Source organism: Photobacterium sp. ABD4_091, from assembly GCF_056160145.1.
Genome location: NZ_JBSWWQ010000001.1, coordinates 2,941,909 through 2,958,545, shown reverse-complemented (window position 1 = coordinate 2,958,545; position 16,637 = coordinate 2,941,909). Strand labels below are relative to the sequence as shown.

Genomic DNA, 16,637 nt, shown 5'->3' with positions numbered 1-16,637 from the left:
TAGTAGCGCGTTTTTACAGAGTACCAATGGGGAAACATACTGTTAGCGAAACAGGATTTGTTCCAGATCAGCTTTACTCGAGATTGAGGGGGAAAAACGTGGTTGAGATCGGCTTTTTTTGCTATTTAATTTATTACTTATTAATTATGGATCACCATTTGAATGATTGGCCTAAAGGCAAAGGTGTCGTGGTTTAACACCGATAAAAAGTTTGGCTTCGCTGTCCCGGATGTCGTCCCGATTGATGTGCTCATCGATCTATCTAGTATCAATAACCCGCAGCTCGATTTGTCCGTTGGCCAGCGGGTCTTTATTGAGGTAGAACCTCAACAAGATGGTGCATTTCGCGCAACCTCATTGATCCCACTATGAAGATTATGAAGACATCAAACCCTCTACAATATTCAGCGCGAGGCAGGCCGAAACGAACCCCGATAGAGAACTATCAGCGCCATGTCGCCAATCGATACCAATCTTTGCGTCAGCTACGCAAAGCGTTTGATATCGAACTTGAGCAGCGCTATCCCGATCTTAACCAAGCGGCACTCGCTGATATCGCTCAGTTGATCCTTGCTACCGCAGAAGAATATCGCTTGTGGTCAGAGCTCGATAACCGGCTACTTTCAGTCCAGCGGCATCTAAACCCAGCTCAGCAGTTCGCCGCCCAGTCAGCGGCGATTGATGGCTATCTATTGCAGCTAAGAAGTATCTACCAGCTGATCTTCAATCACCGTAATCAGTCTATTTTGCCTAGTGAAGCATTTTGGTACGGCGCGAGTCAGCCGGCTGTCAAGAAGGCCATTAATGAACTGAAAGGGCAATCTGCGGCCGAACAAACGATGACTCTGTATGGAATGACGGTGTGGCTTGAAGTGCAGTGCCGTGGGCAAAGCACATTGTTAGACATTCGGGTATGGCGCACGTTACTCAGAAAAATGCTCAGCCACATCATAGAAAAACGGATTGGCTTAATTTACCCCCTCAGCAACACAATATCCCCAGGAAGGCCCAAGCTACCTCTACCCGTTGAGCTTGTGCGGGCGGAGCAGGCCCTCATCGAGGACTACCAACTACTGAGAGCAGCCTGCCTCGAGCAACAAGTGCTGCCAATGACGCCGCAGCAGCTTTGGCGCAAATACCAGAGTTCAAAAAAGACTAAACTGGGTCGTAAACCGCTTAGCGAAAAGCAGAAAAATCAAAGAGATCTGGACAAACTCGAAAGACAGTTACACCAGCTTGAGCAAGATAGGCCTAATTTGATTGCCATGGAACAAAACCGAGAAGAGAAGCGAGGACGTAAACCCCTTACCTATGAGCAGCGACATCGCAAGCTAATAGAAGAAATTCACGCTTTGAGTGAAAATCTGAACAAGCAAAAATAATCAAATCCTTGGCGCTAAACAGTAACGCGCCTATCAATATTCGAGGGGCTGAAGCCCGTCCACCTTTTGAAAGCACGCGAGAAGGTACTGATATCAGAAAAGCCCAACTGATAGGCAATCTCGGTAATACTGTGGTCAGATTGACTAAGCAGATGCAATGATCGCTCTAGCTTGTACTTTTCCAGCACACTTCGATAAGTGGTTCCTTCGTCGGCTAACCTTCTATTCAATGTCCGTACGCTAAATGACAGCTGTTTCGCAACATCGTCTATCGTTGTGTCACTCAAACTATTCATTTGATTCAGCACACTGTGTATCTGCAAAAAAATGTCCTCCCGGATCACTTTTGCGGTCTGCTTAATGACGATAGGCTTCATGGCAAGGTAGATGTCAGAATTTGCCGTGATGACCGGAGAGTTCAGCACCGCTCTGGGAATGACTATCTTACGGACTGGGGAGCCGGCAATGATCTGGCAGTTCATTATTTGTTCGAAGTGAGCCATATTCTCGGCCGAATAAGGCCAATTATTCAGTCCGACCGTCAATCCCATCTCTTCCTGGCCAGTGGCTTTGTAGATAATCTGCATCAGCACGGCGATAAACAGTGTGACCCCGACATAGGTGACTACCGACTCTTTATTCAGAGGCTCCCTATTGATAACCCAAAGCTCGGCATCTCCCTGATTGTTATAAGAGAGCTTCAAGTGGATTGGGGCCCCGACAGACATTGAGTATTTACTGGCATCATTAATGAGTGTATCGAGATCAGGCGCCGTCCATAGTAACAGCGAAAAGCTTTCAAACGTTAAGGGCTCGACACATCTTGCCGCGACTAAAGAGAAAGAAGGGTCATTACAGTCAAGCACCATCTGGTGGTGGATGCCCCTGACCGATCTCACATCTAAATGCGGGATTTTATTATTCGGTTGCGGGAAATATTTATTCAGCGGAAGTCCGTACTGTTCTGCCGCTTGTTTTATTAATGTCAACCAACCTTGATGTAAATAATATGATTTACTGTTTCTTTCACTATTCACTGACGTCATAATCCTGATTCATAACTTTGAGAAGCTCGTATTATATTACGGCCAAAATATAAACCTCGATATCGAAATTTATAATGATGTGATAGCAATCATACTTTTTTACCCTGTCAGACTTAGCCAATTGGTTGGCGTAAAATGCAAAGACTAGCACGACTATCCCGCTTATGATTCTTGCAACACAAAACGACAACACCCTACAACGACTGTGATATCAAGCAGTCTTATTGATAACGAGGTTTATCATGAGTAATTGGCAACTGGCCTATAATGAAAAGTTGATTTCTGTTGAAGAAGCAGCAAATAAAATCAAATCTAATGACAAAATATGGGCTGGGGGGTTATTAGCTACTCCTTATTTCTTTTTAAAAGAATTAGAAAAGCGTCACACCGAGCTTAACGGTTGTAAACTATACACAGGTTTGCTAACCACTCCATATGACTTTCTAAAACCAGAATATGCACCTCACCTAGAGCACCATAGCTTATTTATGGGGCCTCTTGAGCGCAAAATTCAAAAAGTGGGTAATATTAGTCATACTAATTTCCACTTCTCTCAAATGGGTCAGCTTTTCAGTCACCTACAACACAATGTTGTGGTTGTAGAAATGACACCGCCAAATGAAGATGGCTTCCTGAGCATGGGCGCTTGTGGCGGCGTTGGTACCCCGGACGCACTTAAATATGCGGATACTGTGATTGCTGTTGTTAACAAATTCCAGCCATTCATCGGTGCCGAAGAAAACCTCGTGCATATTGATGACATCACCTGGGTAACTGAAGGCCATCACCCTATTGCCGGTCCTAAGCCGCAAGAACCTTCAGAGCTGGAAATCTCGATTGCCGAACACGTCTTGCCATATGTGAAAGACAACATGACCATTCAGATCGGTATCGGTACGATTTCAAATGCCATGGGTATGGCATTGAAAGGGCACAAAGGCCTAGGCATCCACACTGAGATGTTTACCGAATCGATGATGGAGCTATGTAAGGCTGGCGCTGTTTCCAACGAGCACAAGAACTACAAGCCAAACAAAATCATCACTGCATTTACTGCGGGCTCGCAAGAGTTGATTGATTACGTCCACAATAACCCAGATATCGAAATGGGCAACGTGACCACCGTAGTCAACGCGGTTGAGATTGCTAAAAACGACAACTTTATTTCCATCAATACTTGCATCATGGCTGATCTCACTGGCCAGGTGGCATCAGAAGGGGTTGGCTTTAACCAAATCTCTGGCTCTGGTGGCCAACTTGACTTTGTTCGAGGTGCCGGGATGTCGGATGGCGGCATCAGCATCCTTGTACTGGCATCAACTCACCAAGGCAAGGAAGGTCCTGAGTCAACTATTCGCACCGCTCTGCCTATCGGTACCGCAGTGACGACACCGCGTAATGATGTACAAGTTATTGCCACTGAATACGGTAGCGCCGATCTTCGTGGCCTGAATGTTCCTGAGCGTGTTAAGGCGTTAATTGCCATTGCACACCCAGATTTCCGCGATTCTCTTCGCAATGAAGCTATTGAAGCAGGCCTAATCAAGCCTGGTCAGGAGGTATAATATGTATCAGGGACAAAGTTTCCAGATTGTTGAACACGGCAAGTATGCAGAACTGGTATTCAATGATCAGCAAGACAAAGTCAACACCCTACGCGACAGCGCACTGAAAGAACTAGAAGCCTGTGTCGAGGTACTTGAAGCCGCAAATATTGACGGCCTGGTTATCCGCTCTGACAAGCCGCTATTTAGTGCTGGCGCTGATATCAAAGCGTTCCGTAGCCTTTTTGCCGCAGGCGATGCTGCTATTGAGGACTACCTGACATGGGTTCACGGTATTTACAACCGTATTGAGGATCTTCCTTTCCCGAAAATTGCCATTATTAATGGTGTAGCAGCAGGTGGCGGCGTCGAGCTTTCTATGCTGGCTGAGTACCGCCTAGCAACCACTGATGCAAAAATCAGCTTGCCGGAAGTGAAGCTTGGGATCATGCCTGGCTATGGCGGTACTACCCGACTTCCACGTATTGTCGGCCTAGATACGTCACTGCAGTGGCTTACCACTGGCAAAAACTTCAAGGCTAACAAAGCCCTGGAGCAACGTTTTGTTGACGGTATCCTCGATACAGCGAAAGTGAACGCGGTAGAAGAAGCGATTGCTGTTCTTGATAGCTGTGTGGCCGGTGATCTTGACTGGCAGGCACGCCAAGCAGAGAAAAAGCAGCCATTGACTCTTAGCCAGTATGAGCAAATGATGTCTATCAGCGTTGCTCGTGGCATGGCTTTCAAAGTAGCCGGGAAACAATACCCTGCGCCACATATCATCCTAGATACAGTGGAGAAAGCGGCGACCTTGGGTCGTGATGAAGCCCTAGATTTCGAGCGCAAAGGCATTGCTAAATGTGCGGCATCAGGCGTTGCAGATGCATTGGTATCTGTATTCCTGTCGGATATGCACGTTAAGGCTAAAACTCGCTCGTTCAAGGGTAAGGCTGACAAGACCTCTGAAGTTGGTGTGATCGGTGCTGGTATCATGGGCGGCGGCATTGCTTATGTGTCGGCTGACCGCAACATGGATGTCGTTATGAAAGACATCAACAAAGCCGGTCTTCAGCTTGGCTTGGCAGAGGCAAACAAGCTGCTGTCTAAGCAAGTAGAAAAGGGACGCAAAACTCCTTCTCAAATGGGTGATGTCCTAAACCGCATTCAGCCAACCCTGCACGATGCAGCATTGGAATCTACCGACCTGATCATTGAAGCGGTCGTAGAGAACCCGAAAGTTAAAGAAATCGTACTGGCTGGCCTGGAAGACGCAGCTCCAAATGCCGTTATCGCATCGAACACATCAACCTTGATGATCAGCGGCCTGGCAAAATCGCTTAAGCGCCCAGAAAACTTCTGTGGTATCCATTTCTTCAACCCGGTTCACCGTATGCCATTGGTTGAAGTAATTCGTGGCGAGAAAACCAACGATGAGACAATTGCCAAAGCGGTTGGCTATGTTGAGCAGCTAGGCAAGACACCTATCGTTGTTAATGACTGCGGTGGCTTCCTGGTTAACCGTTGCCTGACGCCTTACATGCTGGCATTCAACCAGCTAGTGCTTGACGGCGGTGATATTGCCATTATTGACAAGACGATGTCTAAAGGCTTTGGCTGGCCGATGGGGCCTGCACATCTTACTGATGTCATTGGCCTGGACACCGCAGAGCACTGCGTTGAGTCTATGGACGCGGCCTTCCCTGGACGTTTGGGCGCGCCTGAAGTCAACCTGTTTAAGATCATGGTTGAGAACCAGCGTCTTGGCCAGAAAAATGGGGCTGGCTTCTACAACTATGTTACTGACCGCCGTGGCCGTGTCAAACCTGCGACAAGCGAAACGGCACTGTCTTTAATTTCCGGCAACCGCAAAGAAGCTCGAGAGTTTGATGCAGACACTATCACCATGCGCCTGATGCTACCGATGATGTTCGAAATTATCCGCTGTTTGGACGAAGGCATTGTCGCATCACCACAAGAAGCTGATATTGCGATGATTTACGGTACGGGCTTCCCTCCATTCCGTGGCGGCCTAGTCTACTACATGGATCAAATCGGTCTACCGAAACTGGTTGAGATTGCCCGTCAGTATGAGCAATTTGGACCGCTGTATGCACTGCCGGAAGGCTTGGTTACTCGTGCCGAAAACGGCGAAACCTTCTACTAATTCCTAGGGGTAAGATATGAAAAATGTAGTTATCGTAGATGCAACACGCACCCCTATGGGTCGCTCCAAAAACGGTGTGTTCCGCCATACCCGTGCTGATGACCTGTCAGCCCACTTGATGAAGGCCATGTTTGAGCGTCAGCCAAACGTCAAGCCTGAGATGGTCGACGATATCATCTGGGGTTGTGTCCAGCAAACAGAAGAACAAGGGGCTAACCTGGCTCGAAATGCTGCGCTGCTGGCTGGTATGCCAGTGACGGTCCCGGCGACAACGGTTAACCGCCTCTGTGGCTCATCGATGGATGCACTGCATATGGCAGCTCGTGCCATCAAAGCAGAAGATGCTGACATTATCCTGGTTGGCGGTGTTGAGCACATGGGTCATGTGCCGATGACCAAGGGGATGAACTTCAACCCGGCGCTGGACAAGCAAATGGCACAAGCCTCTGCATTGATGGGGATGACCGCTGAAGCTCTGGGCAAAATGCACAAAGTAACCCGAGAAGAGCAAGACACACTGGGTGCCCGCTCTCACCAGCTAGCGCACCAGGCAACAGTTGAGGGACGTTTCGCTAACGAGATCGTTCCTACTATGGGCCACGATGCCAACGGTCGCCCAATTCTAGTGAAAACGGATGAAGTTATTCGCCCGGAGACAACCGTGGAGTCTCTGTCTCAACTTCGCCCTGTTTTTGACCCAGTAACCGGCACAGTTACAGCAGGCACATCATCGGCGCTTTCTGACGGAGCATCGTGCCTGTTGGTCATGAGCGAAGAGAAGGCCAAAGAACTTGGCGTGACGCCGCGCGCTCGTATCATTGCTGCAACATCGGCGGGCGTACCTTCAGCCATCATGGGCTACGGTCCGGTTCCTGCTACGCAGAAAGCACTGGCGAAAGCCAACCTAACCATCGATGACATCGACTTTGCTGAAGTTAACGAAGCCTTCGCGGCGCAGGCTATTCCATGCCTGAGAGATCTAGGTCTGTGGGACGTTCGAGAAGAAAAAGTCAACTTGAACGGTGGTGCAATCTCTCTTGGTCACCCACTGGGTTGTTCAGGTGCACGTATCGTCGGCACACTGATGAACATCATGGAAGACAAAGGTGGCCGTTTCGGTCTAGCAACCATGTGTATCGGCATGGGCCAAGGCATTGCGACAATCATTGAGCGGATTTAATCGCAAAAGTGCCGATATAAAATAACTTAAACTTTTACCTACCATCTTGCCCTGCATCTCTCCGGAATGTAGGGCCTTTTTTATCTCCAGACAGACCTCAAGATACTTGGGTATATCGTGCTATCTTATAGGAGTCATCTTCAAGGAAGTCCTGTGAGCAGGTCATCAGACATTAAGCTGTCGATGGTGTATTTTTCTCCCTGATATTTTAAGCATCTGATACTTTGAGATAATAAATGATTTCACTTGAACAAATTCATTCTCTTACTCTCGTTTACGAGCATGGTTCATACAGCGCTGCCGCACGAGCAGCCAATAAAGAGCGCAGCACAATACGCGAACACATCGTCACCTTAGAGGATACGATAGGGGTAGAACTGTTCAACATTGAAGGGCGAAAAGCAAAACCGACCGACGCAGCCCGCAAACTGATATCGCGCGCCACAAACTTAAGCAAGCAAGCGAAAGACTTTGAGCTGACGGCCTTCTCATTACTCGATAACCCACTTGGAGAACTGGTGTTACTCCACGACGATCAAATTCCAGCCGTGCTGCTCGCCAAAGCCATAAAGGCAATCAAATGCCGCTACCCCGGACTGTCCATTCAATGCTCCCCCTCTAGCCGTGAAAACGCCTACCGCTGTATAGAAAGCAGTGAGTGCCACATTGCAGTTATGGCGACAGAAAACAGCCCAAGAACCCTGGCCAGGATTGCTTCCAAATATATTGGTAACTTGCCACTTTGCGGATACGTGCATACCCGATCACCGCTTGCTGGTTTCGAGAGTGTTTCCCTCGATGAGCTGCGGCTAGAGACGCAGTATGAGCTACCAAATACTCGTGAGGGAGACTTGGGCTTTTTCAGGGTGTCCAACATTGTGGAGAAAGTTAGCAATGTCGAGTTAGCCGCCGAGTTATTAGCAGACGGCGGTTGGATTGCCTTGTCTGAAGCCTTGGCCAGGCCGTGGATAATATCCGGCGACTTGAAACCGTTACAGTTAGACGACGCAACGCGTAGCTACCGCCAGGGAGTATGCCTGTTCTTCGGTCTGACCAACAACTCCCGCGAGGAGATCTCTTTCGCGCTTGATGCACTTAATCGTCATGCCGGTGATTACCTAGCCTGACTCGCCATCACTGCAAATAGCGCCGGGCTTTTGACTGGATGATCTCGGCTATGCGGTTTAGTTGCCTGTTCGAGCGATAGTGAATAGGAAGAAAAGCACAGACATTATGGGGTTGTGATTGCACAAACTCATCCAAATTAATCGGTACCAATACCTTTTTTTCCACATAAGGTTGAGCCAGTTCATCAGGCAAAATTGTCCACCCGTCAACTTGCACCATATCGAGCAACATATTAAAACTCGTTACAATTTGTTTTTGTACCGAGATTGGGTATCCCCCCAAGCCGCCCATCGCCGCACTTTCGGTCATATATTGCTTTGCCAACCTGAGATCGTTTACTGACAACTGTTCTTGACCGGCAAGTGGGTGCCTGGCGGAGATATAGGGTCGAAATCGCAAGGTCCCAAGATTGATAAAATCAATCTCCGCCGAGGTCGCGGTCAGGTTTTCACTGGCCATAAGTGCAATATGAGCCTTTCCGCTTTTGATATCTTCGTAAGCGGCTTCTCTTACCCGGCAAAGTAGCTTGACCTGGATATGCGGGTATTCGCTGGCCAGTTCCTCATTAAACGCTTGAAGAAGTTGTGTCGGGATCAAGGGGTCATGATACACAACTAACTCGGTCAACGGGCTGTTATGCAACATCATCATTGTTTCACGAAGATCGTTGGCCTGCTTGGCTAAATGACAAGCACGAGAATAAATACACTTCGCATATTCTGTGGGTATTAGGCGCTTTCCTTCAAGGGTAAACAGCTCTAGCCCGGTTGAATCCTCCAAGGCCATAATATGCTCGCGAACCGTTGTACGTTTTTTTCCTAACAGTTTGCCGGCTTCACTGTAAGACCCTGCCTCAAACACCTCCTTGAAACAATAAATTTGCTCAAGCGTAAACATAACACCCCCAATGAAAGCCTATACCTTACATTATGTATTTTTATGTATTGATAAACAATCTTAAACTGATCTTCGACACCAATACAAATCACAACGTTGAACACGTTTATAAGGTAAAAACGAGATGAATTTGAAGAAAGGTATTACAACATCCTTACTTACCCTATCTTTGGCGATGGCCACATCGGCAAGTGCCTCCTCACCGGAAATGGTCAATTTTGTAAACAGCCAAGCTGACCGCCTGCAAGAAATCTACAAAGACTTACATGCCAACCCTGAACTTGGGTTTATGGAATACCGCACGGCTGGTGTTGTTGCCGACGAGCTAACCAAGCTTGGCTATGAGGTAAAAACAGGAATAGGTAAAACCGGTGTCGTTGGCATTTTAGAAAATGGTCCAGGTCCTGTTGTGATGTTCCGTGCCGATATGGATGCCAACGCGGTAAAAGAAGAAACCGGACTGCCCTACGCCAGTAATGTAAAAGTCACCAACCTCCAGGGCGAAGAAACTTATGTTTCACATATGTGTGGTCACGATGCACACACAACCTGGCTAATTGGTCTGGCAAAAGTGATGGCCGAGATGAAAAACCAATGGCAAGGCACCCTGGTCCTTGTTGGCCAGCCTGCCGAAGAGCCGATTGAAGGGGCTCAGGCCATGGTTCAAGACGGCCTTTATACAACTCACGGCGTGCCTGAGCCGGACTACTTCCTGGCAATGCACACCTTTCCATTCGCAACCGGCACTGTCCTTGCGTCTCCTGGGCGTGTAAGTACCGGCTCTGACCATATCGATATCACTTTTCATGGTGTAGGTGGCCACGGCTCCTCGCCGCACCTGGCGAAGGATCCGGTTCTTATGGCCGGCCAAGCTATTGTCCAGCTGCAAACTGTGGTATCACGCCATATTGATCCAACCGATGTGTCAGTACTTTCCGTGGGCTCGGTTCAGGCTGGGGTAGACAACAACGTTATTCCTGAAGAAGCCACGCTTAAGCTGAAACTGCACTTCTCTGACAGCGATGTGCGTAACACCATGCATGACTCGATCACCAACATCGCCAACAACATCGCGCGCTCTAATGGAGTCTCGGAAGAAAACCTGCCGACAATCACCTATAAGGGCTATGCCGCAGCAATGGTCAACGATCCTGAGTTTACCAAGTTGATCCAGAGCGAGCTGCGCAATGCCGAGTATGTCGACAAAGTGATCCCGCAATTCCAAGCTCCAGCGTCAGATGATGCCACGACACTGGTTGACCATATCCCTGGGGTGAAAGTGGCCTACCTGGCCGTCGGTTCTGCCGAACCTGAGCTGGTTAAGCAAGCCCATAGTGAAGGTAAGCACTTCCCGTTTATGAACCACAACCCAGACTACCGGGTTGATTTAGACGCTATCGCAAAAGGGACCAAAATCGCTTCTGATGTCATTCTAAAAATCATGAAATAATCCTATCTATCGGGGCAATGCAGGGAAGGGACTCCCAGCAGCTTTATCCAACTCGCTCCAAACTAATATAAGGTCCCCACTTACTACGTGATAGATGCCGATAATTGAGCGGACTCTCCATTATCGGCTAAAGCGACTTATATAAACCTGATTACCACCGAGCCTCAGCTAATTTAAGTAAACGTTGAGGCATCGGTGCTGTTTGTATACCTGAATAAATGAGCTGTTCCAACATCTTTTCCATGTTAAACCGCCGATTAAACTTAAAACAGAACTCTGCAAGATAGCGCGGTAGATGCTTCTTATTTATCGCATGGTATGTACCATGCATCGCATTTTTAACATTACTAATCATAGTGTTGACCCACTTGAAATAGGGTAGCTCCACAGTCGGCACCTCCGCCAGTCACAATGGCAAGGTGAAAGCTTTTTGCATCCTCAACACCTCTAAAACAGGCTAAGCCATCTGAAATTGCCAATGACTTAGGCCGCAAGTGCACCTTAGCCCATTTCGTTAACTCCACTTTCCTGAATCCTTCGACAACACTAAATCGCATTCTCATTGGGTGACCTTCTTCATTCAGTGATACTGCTGCAACAAATGGCCGCTTCCCTTTGGCTCCCCGTCCGCGAGCACCTCGTTGCACGCCACCCCAGTAAACATCATCCATTTGGATATACCCATCCAAAGGAGATTCATCATCACGCTCTTTCATGGCCTGCATGAGCTTGTGCTTAAGCCGCCATGCTGCGTTATATGAAACACCCAATTGTCTTGAAAGTTCAAGCGCTGAGATACCATTCTTTTCTTGTGTTATCAGGTAAATGGCCAAGAACCATATTGTTAATGGCAGCTTAGAGTGAGCAAATAGGATTCCAGATATTAATGAAGCTTGATGGTGGCATTTATTGCATTGAAATAGAGCCCTAGAATGCAATTGGCAATACTTATCATAATGACATTTTGGGCAACGGTAGCCAGTCGGCCACCGCATATCAAACAACCGCCGCTGGCATTGTTCTTCTGTACCATAGAGCTTCATAAAGCCATGTATAGAAATACCTTTTTGAAACTGAACCTGATTCTAGCCATGATAATAGCCTCATGAACTGACTTATCATCAGTATAGTTAACAGGGCTGAGTATTAGTGGTAATCAGGTATATAAAAGTACGATATCTCTCTTGCTGTTGTTTTAAGAGTAATAACAGAGACCAAAATATGAACTATTCAAAACCGATAGACTTGGTTGAAAGTTGATTGGAAAAGACACTGAAATCAAAAAAGCCCCAGCATTTCTGCTGAGGCTTTCTATGTAGATGGTGCCCCGGGCCGGACTTGAACCGGCACAGCGCGAACGCCGAGGGATTTTAAATCCCTTGTGTCTACCAATTCCACCACCAGGGCACGCAATTCTTTGCGATGCCGTTTAGTACAGTAAACACCATCTATTCTTACCGCTTAATGCCGTAAGATTTAATTTGGAGCGACACACGAGGTTCGAACTCGTGACCTCAACCTTGGCAAGGTTGCGCTCTACCAACTGAGCTAGTGTCGCATTGCTTCTTGTGGGCTTTGCCCTGAAGACGAGATGTACTTTAACCGATTACAGAAATGAGTCAACGCGTTTTTTTAATGTTTTGATTTGAATGAACAAAACTCGATCAAGAAGAAGAAATATCTCACATTTTTCAACCACTAAATTTGCAGTTCTCTTAGTCTTCTCATACTAAAAAGCCCAGCTCGGTGGCTGGGCTATAAAATGTAAGCGTTTTAGTGATTCAGCGATAACATCGCGTAATCAGGCTTTCGCTTTTTCAGGGTGTGCAGGCAGACGAATTGAGATAATCGTTGTCAGTACCAAGAAGATCACCGATACCCATAAGCAAGCCGCCAAACCCGCATACTGATAAACCAAACCAGACAGTACGGTACCAATCAAACGGCCCATCGCGTTAGCCATGTAGTAGAAGCCGACATCCAGAGAAACACCGTCGTCTTTGGCATAGCTCACAATCAGGTATGAGTGCAGTGAAGAGTTAACCGCAAACACCGCGCCGAAGATCAACAAGCCAACCACGATAGTAAACTCAGGCTGCCAGTTGAACTGCACGCCTAGGGCAACACCCATGGTAATAAGGCTCAGCAAACCGGCCCATCCCATCGCGGCACGACCGTCAGGCACTGTGCCTTTCGATTTACCGGTAATTTTCGGTGCGATGCCCTGAACAAAACCATAGGCTATTACCCAGAGGGCCAGAAAGCCGCCGACCATGGTGTGGTCCCAATCAAACACCTGGCTTAGGTAGATTGGCAAGGCAATTACGAACCAGACATCCCTTGCGCCGAACAGGAACATACGGGCCGCAGAGAGAATGTTGATGCTCTCGCTTTTCGAGAAGATCTGCTTGAACTTGATTTTGTTCTTGGCCTTGCCCATGTCTTTTTCTAGTGACACCAAGCTGAGGATAAGTACCAAAGCCAATACCGCTGCCATAGCTAGAACTGCGCCTTTGAAGCCAACAACGGCCAACAGCAAACCACCGATAAAGAAGCCAGCACCTTTCAGCGCGTTCTTAGAACCGGTCAGGATAGCGATCCACTTGTACAAAGCGCCCTGCTTTTCATCTGGAACCAGGGTTTTGATGGCACTCTTGGCACTCATCTTATTGAGGTCTTTGGCGATACCTGAAACTGCCTGTGCCAACATCACCCAAGGTACAGTCAGGTACGCCGACGGTACCGCTAGCATAACCAGCGCACCGACCTGCATCGCCAAGCCAATATTCATGGTGCGGTTCAGGCCCAGCTTGGCACCCAGCCAGCCACCAATCAAGTTGGTAACGACGCCAAAAAATTCATAGAACAAGAAGAGCGAAGCGATCTGCAGCGAGCTGTAACCCAACTGGTGGAAATGTAAGACGACCAACATGCGCAGTGCGCCGTCAGTAATGGTGAAGTTCCAGTAATTGAATGTCACCAGCATGTACTGACGAACATCTTTGGAGAGGTTGGCAATAGCCGAAATCATGCAATAACTCACTCTACTGTTTGTTGCTGTGTACCACTATATATTACGAAGGCCAGCCCCCAATAACTGGGGCTGGCCATTGGTACGGTGTTGCTTACGCCAAGCCAACCTTACGGATTAGCTCAGAAGTACGGGTTGCGTAACCCATTTCGTTATCGTACCAAGCGTACACTTTCACCATACGGTCGTTCACAACCATGGTTGATAGTGCATCAACGATGGTTGAGCGCTGGTCACCTTTGTAGTCGATAGATACCAGTGGACGGTCTTCGTAGCCCAGAATGCCTGCAAGCTCGTTTTCAGACGCTTCTTTCAATGCAGCGTTAACTTCTTCAGCAGTCACATCGCGGCTTAGGTCAAAGATGATGTCTGTTAGTGACGCATTGGCTAGAGGTACGCGAACCGCGTGGCCATTAATTTTGCCTTCAAGCTCAGGGAAGATATCAATGATCGCTTTCGCAGAACCAGTAGTGGTTGGGATAAGGCTCATACCACATGCACGGGCACGACGAAGATCTTTGTGTGGCGCATCTAGGATAGTTTGCGTGTTTGTCAGATCGTGAATCGTCGTGAATGACGACTGCTCGATACCGAATTTCTCGTGGATAACCTTAACAACAGGGGCAATACAGTTGGTAGTACAAGAAGCCGCTGTGACAATCTTATGCTTGTCAGCATCAAACAGGTAATCGTTCACACCCACTACCACGTTCAACACGCTGTCATCTTTCACTGGTGCAGAAACTACAACACGCTTAACACCCTGTGCTAGGTACTTGTTCAGGTATTCCATTTCACGGTGAACACCGGTCGCTTCCAGTACGACATCACAGCCAGACCAATCTACCGCATCGATATCGCGCTCTTGCGTACAGCGGATCACAGAGTCACCAATCTGCATCGATTGACCATCAGAAGTCACGGCATGATGCCAGCGGCCTTGTACTGAATCGAACTCCATCAAATGAGCTAATGTTTTCGCGTCACCCGCTACATCATTGATTTGAACAAATTCCACTTCTTCCCAATCAAACGCAGCACGCATCGCCAAACGACCAATACGACCAAAACCGTTAATGCCTACTTTGATAGCCATAATCCACTTTCCTTAAACCGTTAACTTGAACATATGATTTAGCATATATATGGTATGCCGCATATACTAGCCAGATCCGAACCGCTTTTCCAGATCTTTTTTCAATTAATTACTACTGTAACTGCCAAGGACACAGCCCGGTGACGTTAGGTACTGAGATAGGCGCTTTTCCTTCGCTTTATGAAGGGTCACAAAGCAAATTATAGTTATGCTATTTCCAAGCTACAGTAACGAGATAACGAAAGAATAACGGAATCTAGGGGATAACTATCAGATACAAAAATGCCCCGCAAAGGCAGGGCATTCTATGAGTAAGGAAAGCCTGACGGGCTTACTTGTACTGCTGGATGTAGTCGATGTGTGGCTGACGCTGGAAAGCACCCGGGCGAAGCGCTTGGATCTTCTCGATCGTTGAGTTCAACTCTGCACCACGAGACAGCATAATGCGTGCGGCAATCAAGCCAGTACGGCCAGAGCCACCCATGCAGTGAACAGCAATCGCATCGCCGTTATCCAACATAGCCTGAGCTGCTTTGTTAGCTTCAGGGAAGTTTGCATCAAACTGAGCACCCGGCGCACAGTCATCCTCGATAGGCAGGTGGAACCAACGCATACCTAGGCCACGGCACTCTTCCGCTAAGGCTTCCAAACCGCCTTCCGGAAGATCTTCTGGTTCAAGGGCTGTTAGTACTGCTGTTGCGCCAGCTTCTTTTAGTTGCACTAGCGAGTCGTGCAGAGAAACTTCTTTGGTACCTGGACATGGAGTCAGTAGCAGCTTGCCGCTATCTTCTAAAGGCAGAGCCCAGAATGGGTGTGTGTTTGACATATTTGCACCTATAAATAAGTAACTTACTTCTAATTAATCTTAAAATAAAAATACTAGCTAACTTTGCTAAAGCCTGGCTTTTTACGCTCTTCACGATGGCTGAGTTTGATCTTTTCGTCATTGATCATGCCCGGATTGCCATTTCTCACTGTAGCAAGGATATGGCGGATCCAAACCGGCAATTGCTTAGCCAAATGATAAAAAATCCACTGCCCTTCCCGCTGAGTCTCCAGCACACCACCGTCACGCAGCAAGGCCAGATGGCGTGAGACTTTAGGCTGGCTCACACCAAGTACATCGACCAGATCGCCTACTGTCAGCGCTTGCTCATCTTCAATCAACATCAAGATACGCAGGCGTAGCGGATCACTAAGCACTTTAAATAGCTCGACGGGGCCAATCACCGAATCGTGCTCTTCACCATTGAGCATCAGAAACAATGCCATGCGACTTTCCAAGCCGTCTAAGGTGTCACGGAAAGGTTGGTCGCCGCTCTGTGGCTTGGGATCTTTGAAGTCCCAGTGAAGCAGTGCATCGGAGTCAGGGAACAAAGCACATTCATTACTGGCCTTGTCACACAGGGTGATCACGGTATCGAAATGCTGTCCTTCGAGATCCGCTGCCGAGCAACTCTGCAAGTTATCGCTATTGATGCCGCGCTCGGCCAATACACGGTATACACGAGGATCTACATCCTCTGGTGCCATCCCTGCACTAACAACTTGGTAATGCTCACCCGCCATATGCCGCATCGCGGCCTCTGCTAACTGAGAGCGGGCTGAGTTTCCGGTACATAAAAATAAGATACGTTTCATGTGACTCGCGGCAATTGGTTAATACACTAATGTATACATATGGAAAGCATTATATATGCTTTCCATTATATGTAAATC

At 47.9% G+C, this 16,637-nt stretch carries 13 protein-coding genes, 2 tRNA genes and 1 pseudogene; 7 read left to right on the top strand and 9 right to left on the bottom strand.

Annotated features, from left to right (window positions below; genetic code table 11):
- Positions 1-162: 162 nt before the first annotated feature.
- The gene (locus tag ACXAGQ_RS13610; RefSeq protein WP_475254411.1) at positions 163-372 is read left to right on the top strand and encodes a cold-shock protein; all 210 of its coding nucleotides are present in this window, start codon (positions 163-165) and stop codon (positions 370-372) included.
- Positions 373-377: 5 nt separating this feature from the next.
- Positions 378-1,382 carry a hypothetical protein gene (locus ACXAGQ_RS13605; RefSeq protein ID WP_475254410.1) on the top strand — a complete coding sequence of 335 codons (1,005 nt, stop codon included), beginning with the start codon at positions 378-380 and terminating at the stop codon, positions 1,380-1,382.
- Positions 1,383-1,396: 14 nt separating this feature from the next.
- Here ACXAGQ_RS13605 and ACXAGQ_RS13600 read toward each other — a convergent pair whose 3' ends face one another.
- Entirely contained in the window at positions 1,397-2,281 is an 885-nt protein-coding gene (locus ACXAGQ_RS13600) for a helix-turn-helix transcriptional regulator (protein WP_475254408.1), read from the bottom strand.
- Between the two features lie 389 nt (positions 2,282-2,670).
- Between ACXAGQ_RS13600 and ACXAGQ_RS13595 the strand changes: the two genes are divergently transcribed.
- The 4 genes from ACXAGQ_RS13595 (at position 2,671) to ACXAGQ_RS13580 (ending at position 8,443) form a co-directional block, all read left to right on the top strand.
- Positions 2,671-3,993 (top strand): acetyl-CoA hydrolase/transferase family protein, encoded by a 1,323-nt coding sequence (locus ACXAGQ_RS13595; RefSeq protein ID WP_475254406.1) that lies wholly within the window; start codon positions 2,671-2,673, stop codon positions 3,991-3,993.
- A 1-nt stretch (position 3,994) separates the two neighbouring features.
- The gene (gene fadB, locus ACXAGQ_RS13590; RefSeq protein WP_475254404.1) at positions 3,995-6,136 is read left to right on the top strand and encodes a fatty acid oxidation complex subunit alpha FadB; all 2,142 of its coding nucleotides are present in this window, start codon (positions 3,995-3,997) and stop codon (positions 6,134-6,136) included.
- Positions 6,137-6,152: 16 nt separating this feature from the next.
- Positions 6,153-7,316, top strand: a complete 1,164-nt coding sequence (fadA, locus tag ACXAGQ_RS13585; protein ID WP_475254402.1) for an acetyl-CoA C-acyltransferase FadA — start codon at positions 6,153-6,155, stop codon at positions 7,314-7,316.
- Between the two features lie 236 nt (positions 7,317-7,552).
- Positions 7,553-8,443 carry a LysR family transcriptional regulator gene (locus ACXAGQ_RS13580; protein WP_475254400.1) on the top strand — a complete coding sequence of 297 codons (891 nt, stop codon included), beginning with the start codon at positions 7,553-7,555 and terminating at the stop codon, positions 8,441-8,443.
- A gap of 7 nt (positions 8,444-8,450) precedes the next feature.
- Here ACXAGQ_RS13580 and ACXAGQ_RS13575 read toward each other — a convergent pair whose 3' ends face one another.
- Complete coding sequence (locus ACXAGQ_RS13575) at positions 8,451-9,341, bottom strand: LysR family transcriptional regulator (protein WP_475254398.1); 891 nt, start codon at positions 9,339-9,341, stop codon at positions 8,451-8,453.
- A gap of 124 nt (positions 9,342-9,465) precedes the next feature.
- On the opposite strand from ACXAGQ_RS13575, the gene ACXAGQ_RS13570 reads away from it, so the two are divergent.
- On the top strand, positions 9,466-10,791 hold the full coding sequence (locus ACXAGQ_RS13570) for an amidohydrolase (protein WP_475254397.1): 1,326 nt from the start codon (positions 9,466-9,468) through the stop codon (positions 10,789-10,791).
- Positions 10,792-10,942: 151 nt separating this feature from the next.
- Here the strand turns inward: ACXAGQ_RS13570 and ACXAGQ_RS13565 are convergent.
- The 7 genes and pseudogenes from ACXAGQ_RS13565 to ACXAGQ_RS13535 form a co-directional block, all read right to left on the bottom strand.
- Positions 10,943-11,834 (bottom strand): annotated as a pseudogene (locus ACXAGQ_RS13565) (IS1595 family transposase).
- 277 nt (positions 11,835-12,111) lie between these two features.
- A tRNA-Leu gene (locus ACXAGQ_RS13560) sits at positions 12,112-12,198 on the bottom strand.
- 75 nt (positions 12,199-12,273) lie between these two features.
- A tRNA-Gly gene (locus tag ACXAGQ_RS13555) sits at positions 12,274-12,349 on the bottom strand.
- A 243-nt stretch (positions 12,350-12,592) separates the two neighbouring features.
- The gene (gene arsJ / locus ACXAGQ_RS13550) at positions 12,593-13,822 is read right to left on the bottom strand and encodes an organoarsenical effux MFS transporter ArsJ (protein WP_475254395.1); all 1,230 of its coding nucleotides are present in this window, start codon (positions 13,820-13,822) and stop codon (positions 12,593-12,595) included.
- A 94-nt stretch (positions 13,823-13,916) separates the two neighbouring features.
- Positions 13,917-14,918: an ArsJ-associated glyceraldehyde-3-phosphate dehydrogenase gene (locus ACXAGQ_RS13545; protein WP_107300419.1), complete on the bottom strand. Its 1,002-nt coding sequence runs from the start codon at positions 14,916-14,918 to the stop codon at positions 13,917-13,919.
- A gap of 331 nt (positions 14,919-15,249) precedes the next feature.
- Entirely contained in the window at positions 15,250-15,744 is a 495-nt protein-coding gene (locus tag ACXAGQ_RS13540; protein WP_475254393.1) for a phosphatase domain-containing putative toxin, read from the bottom strand.
- Positions 15,745-15,797: 53 nt separating this feature from the next.
- Positions 15,798-16,559 (bottom strand): metalloregulator ArsR/SmtB family transcription factor, encoded by a 762-nt coding sequence (locus ACXAGQ_RS13535; RefSeq protein WP_475254392.1) that lies wholly within the window; start codon positions 16,557-16,559, stop codon positions 15,798-15,800.
- Between the last annotated feature and the right edge of the window lie 78 nt (positions 16,560-16,637).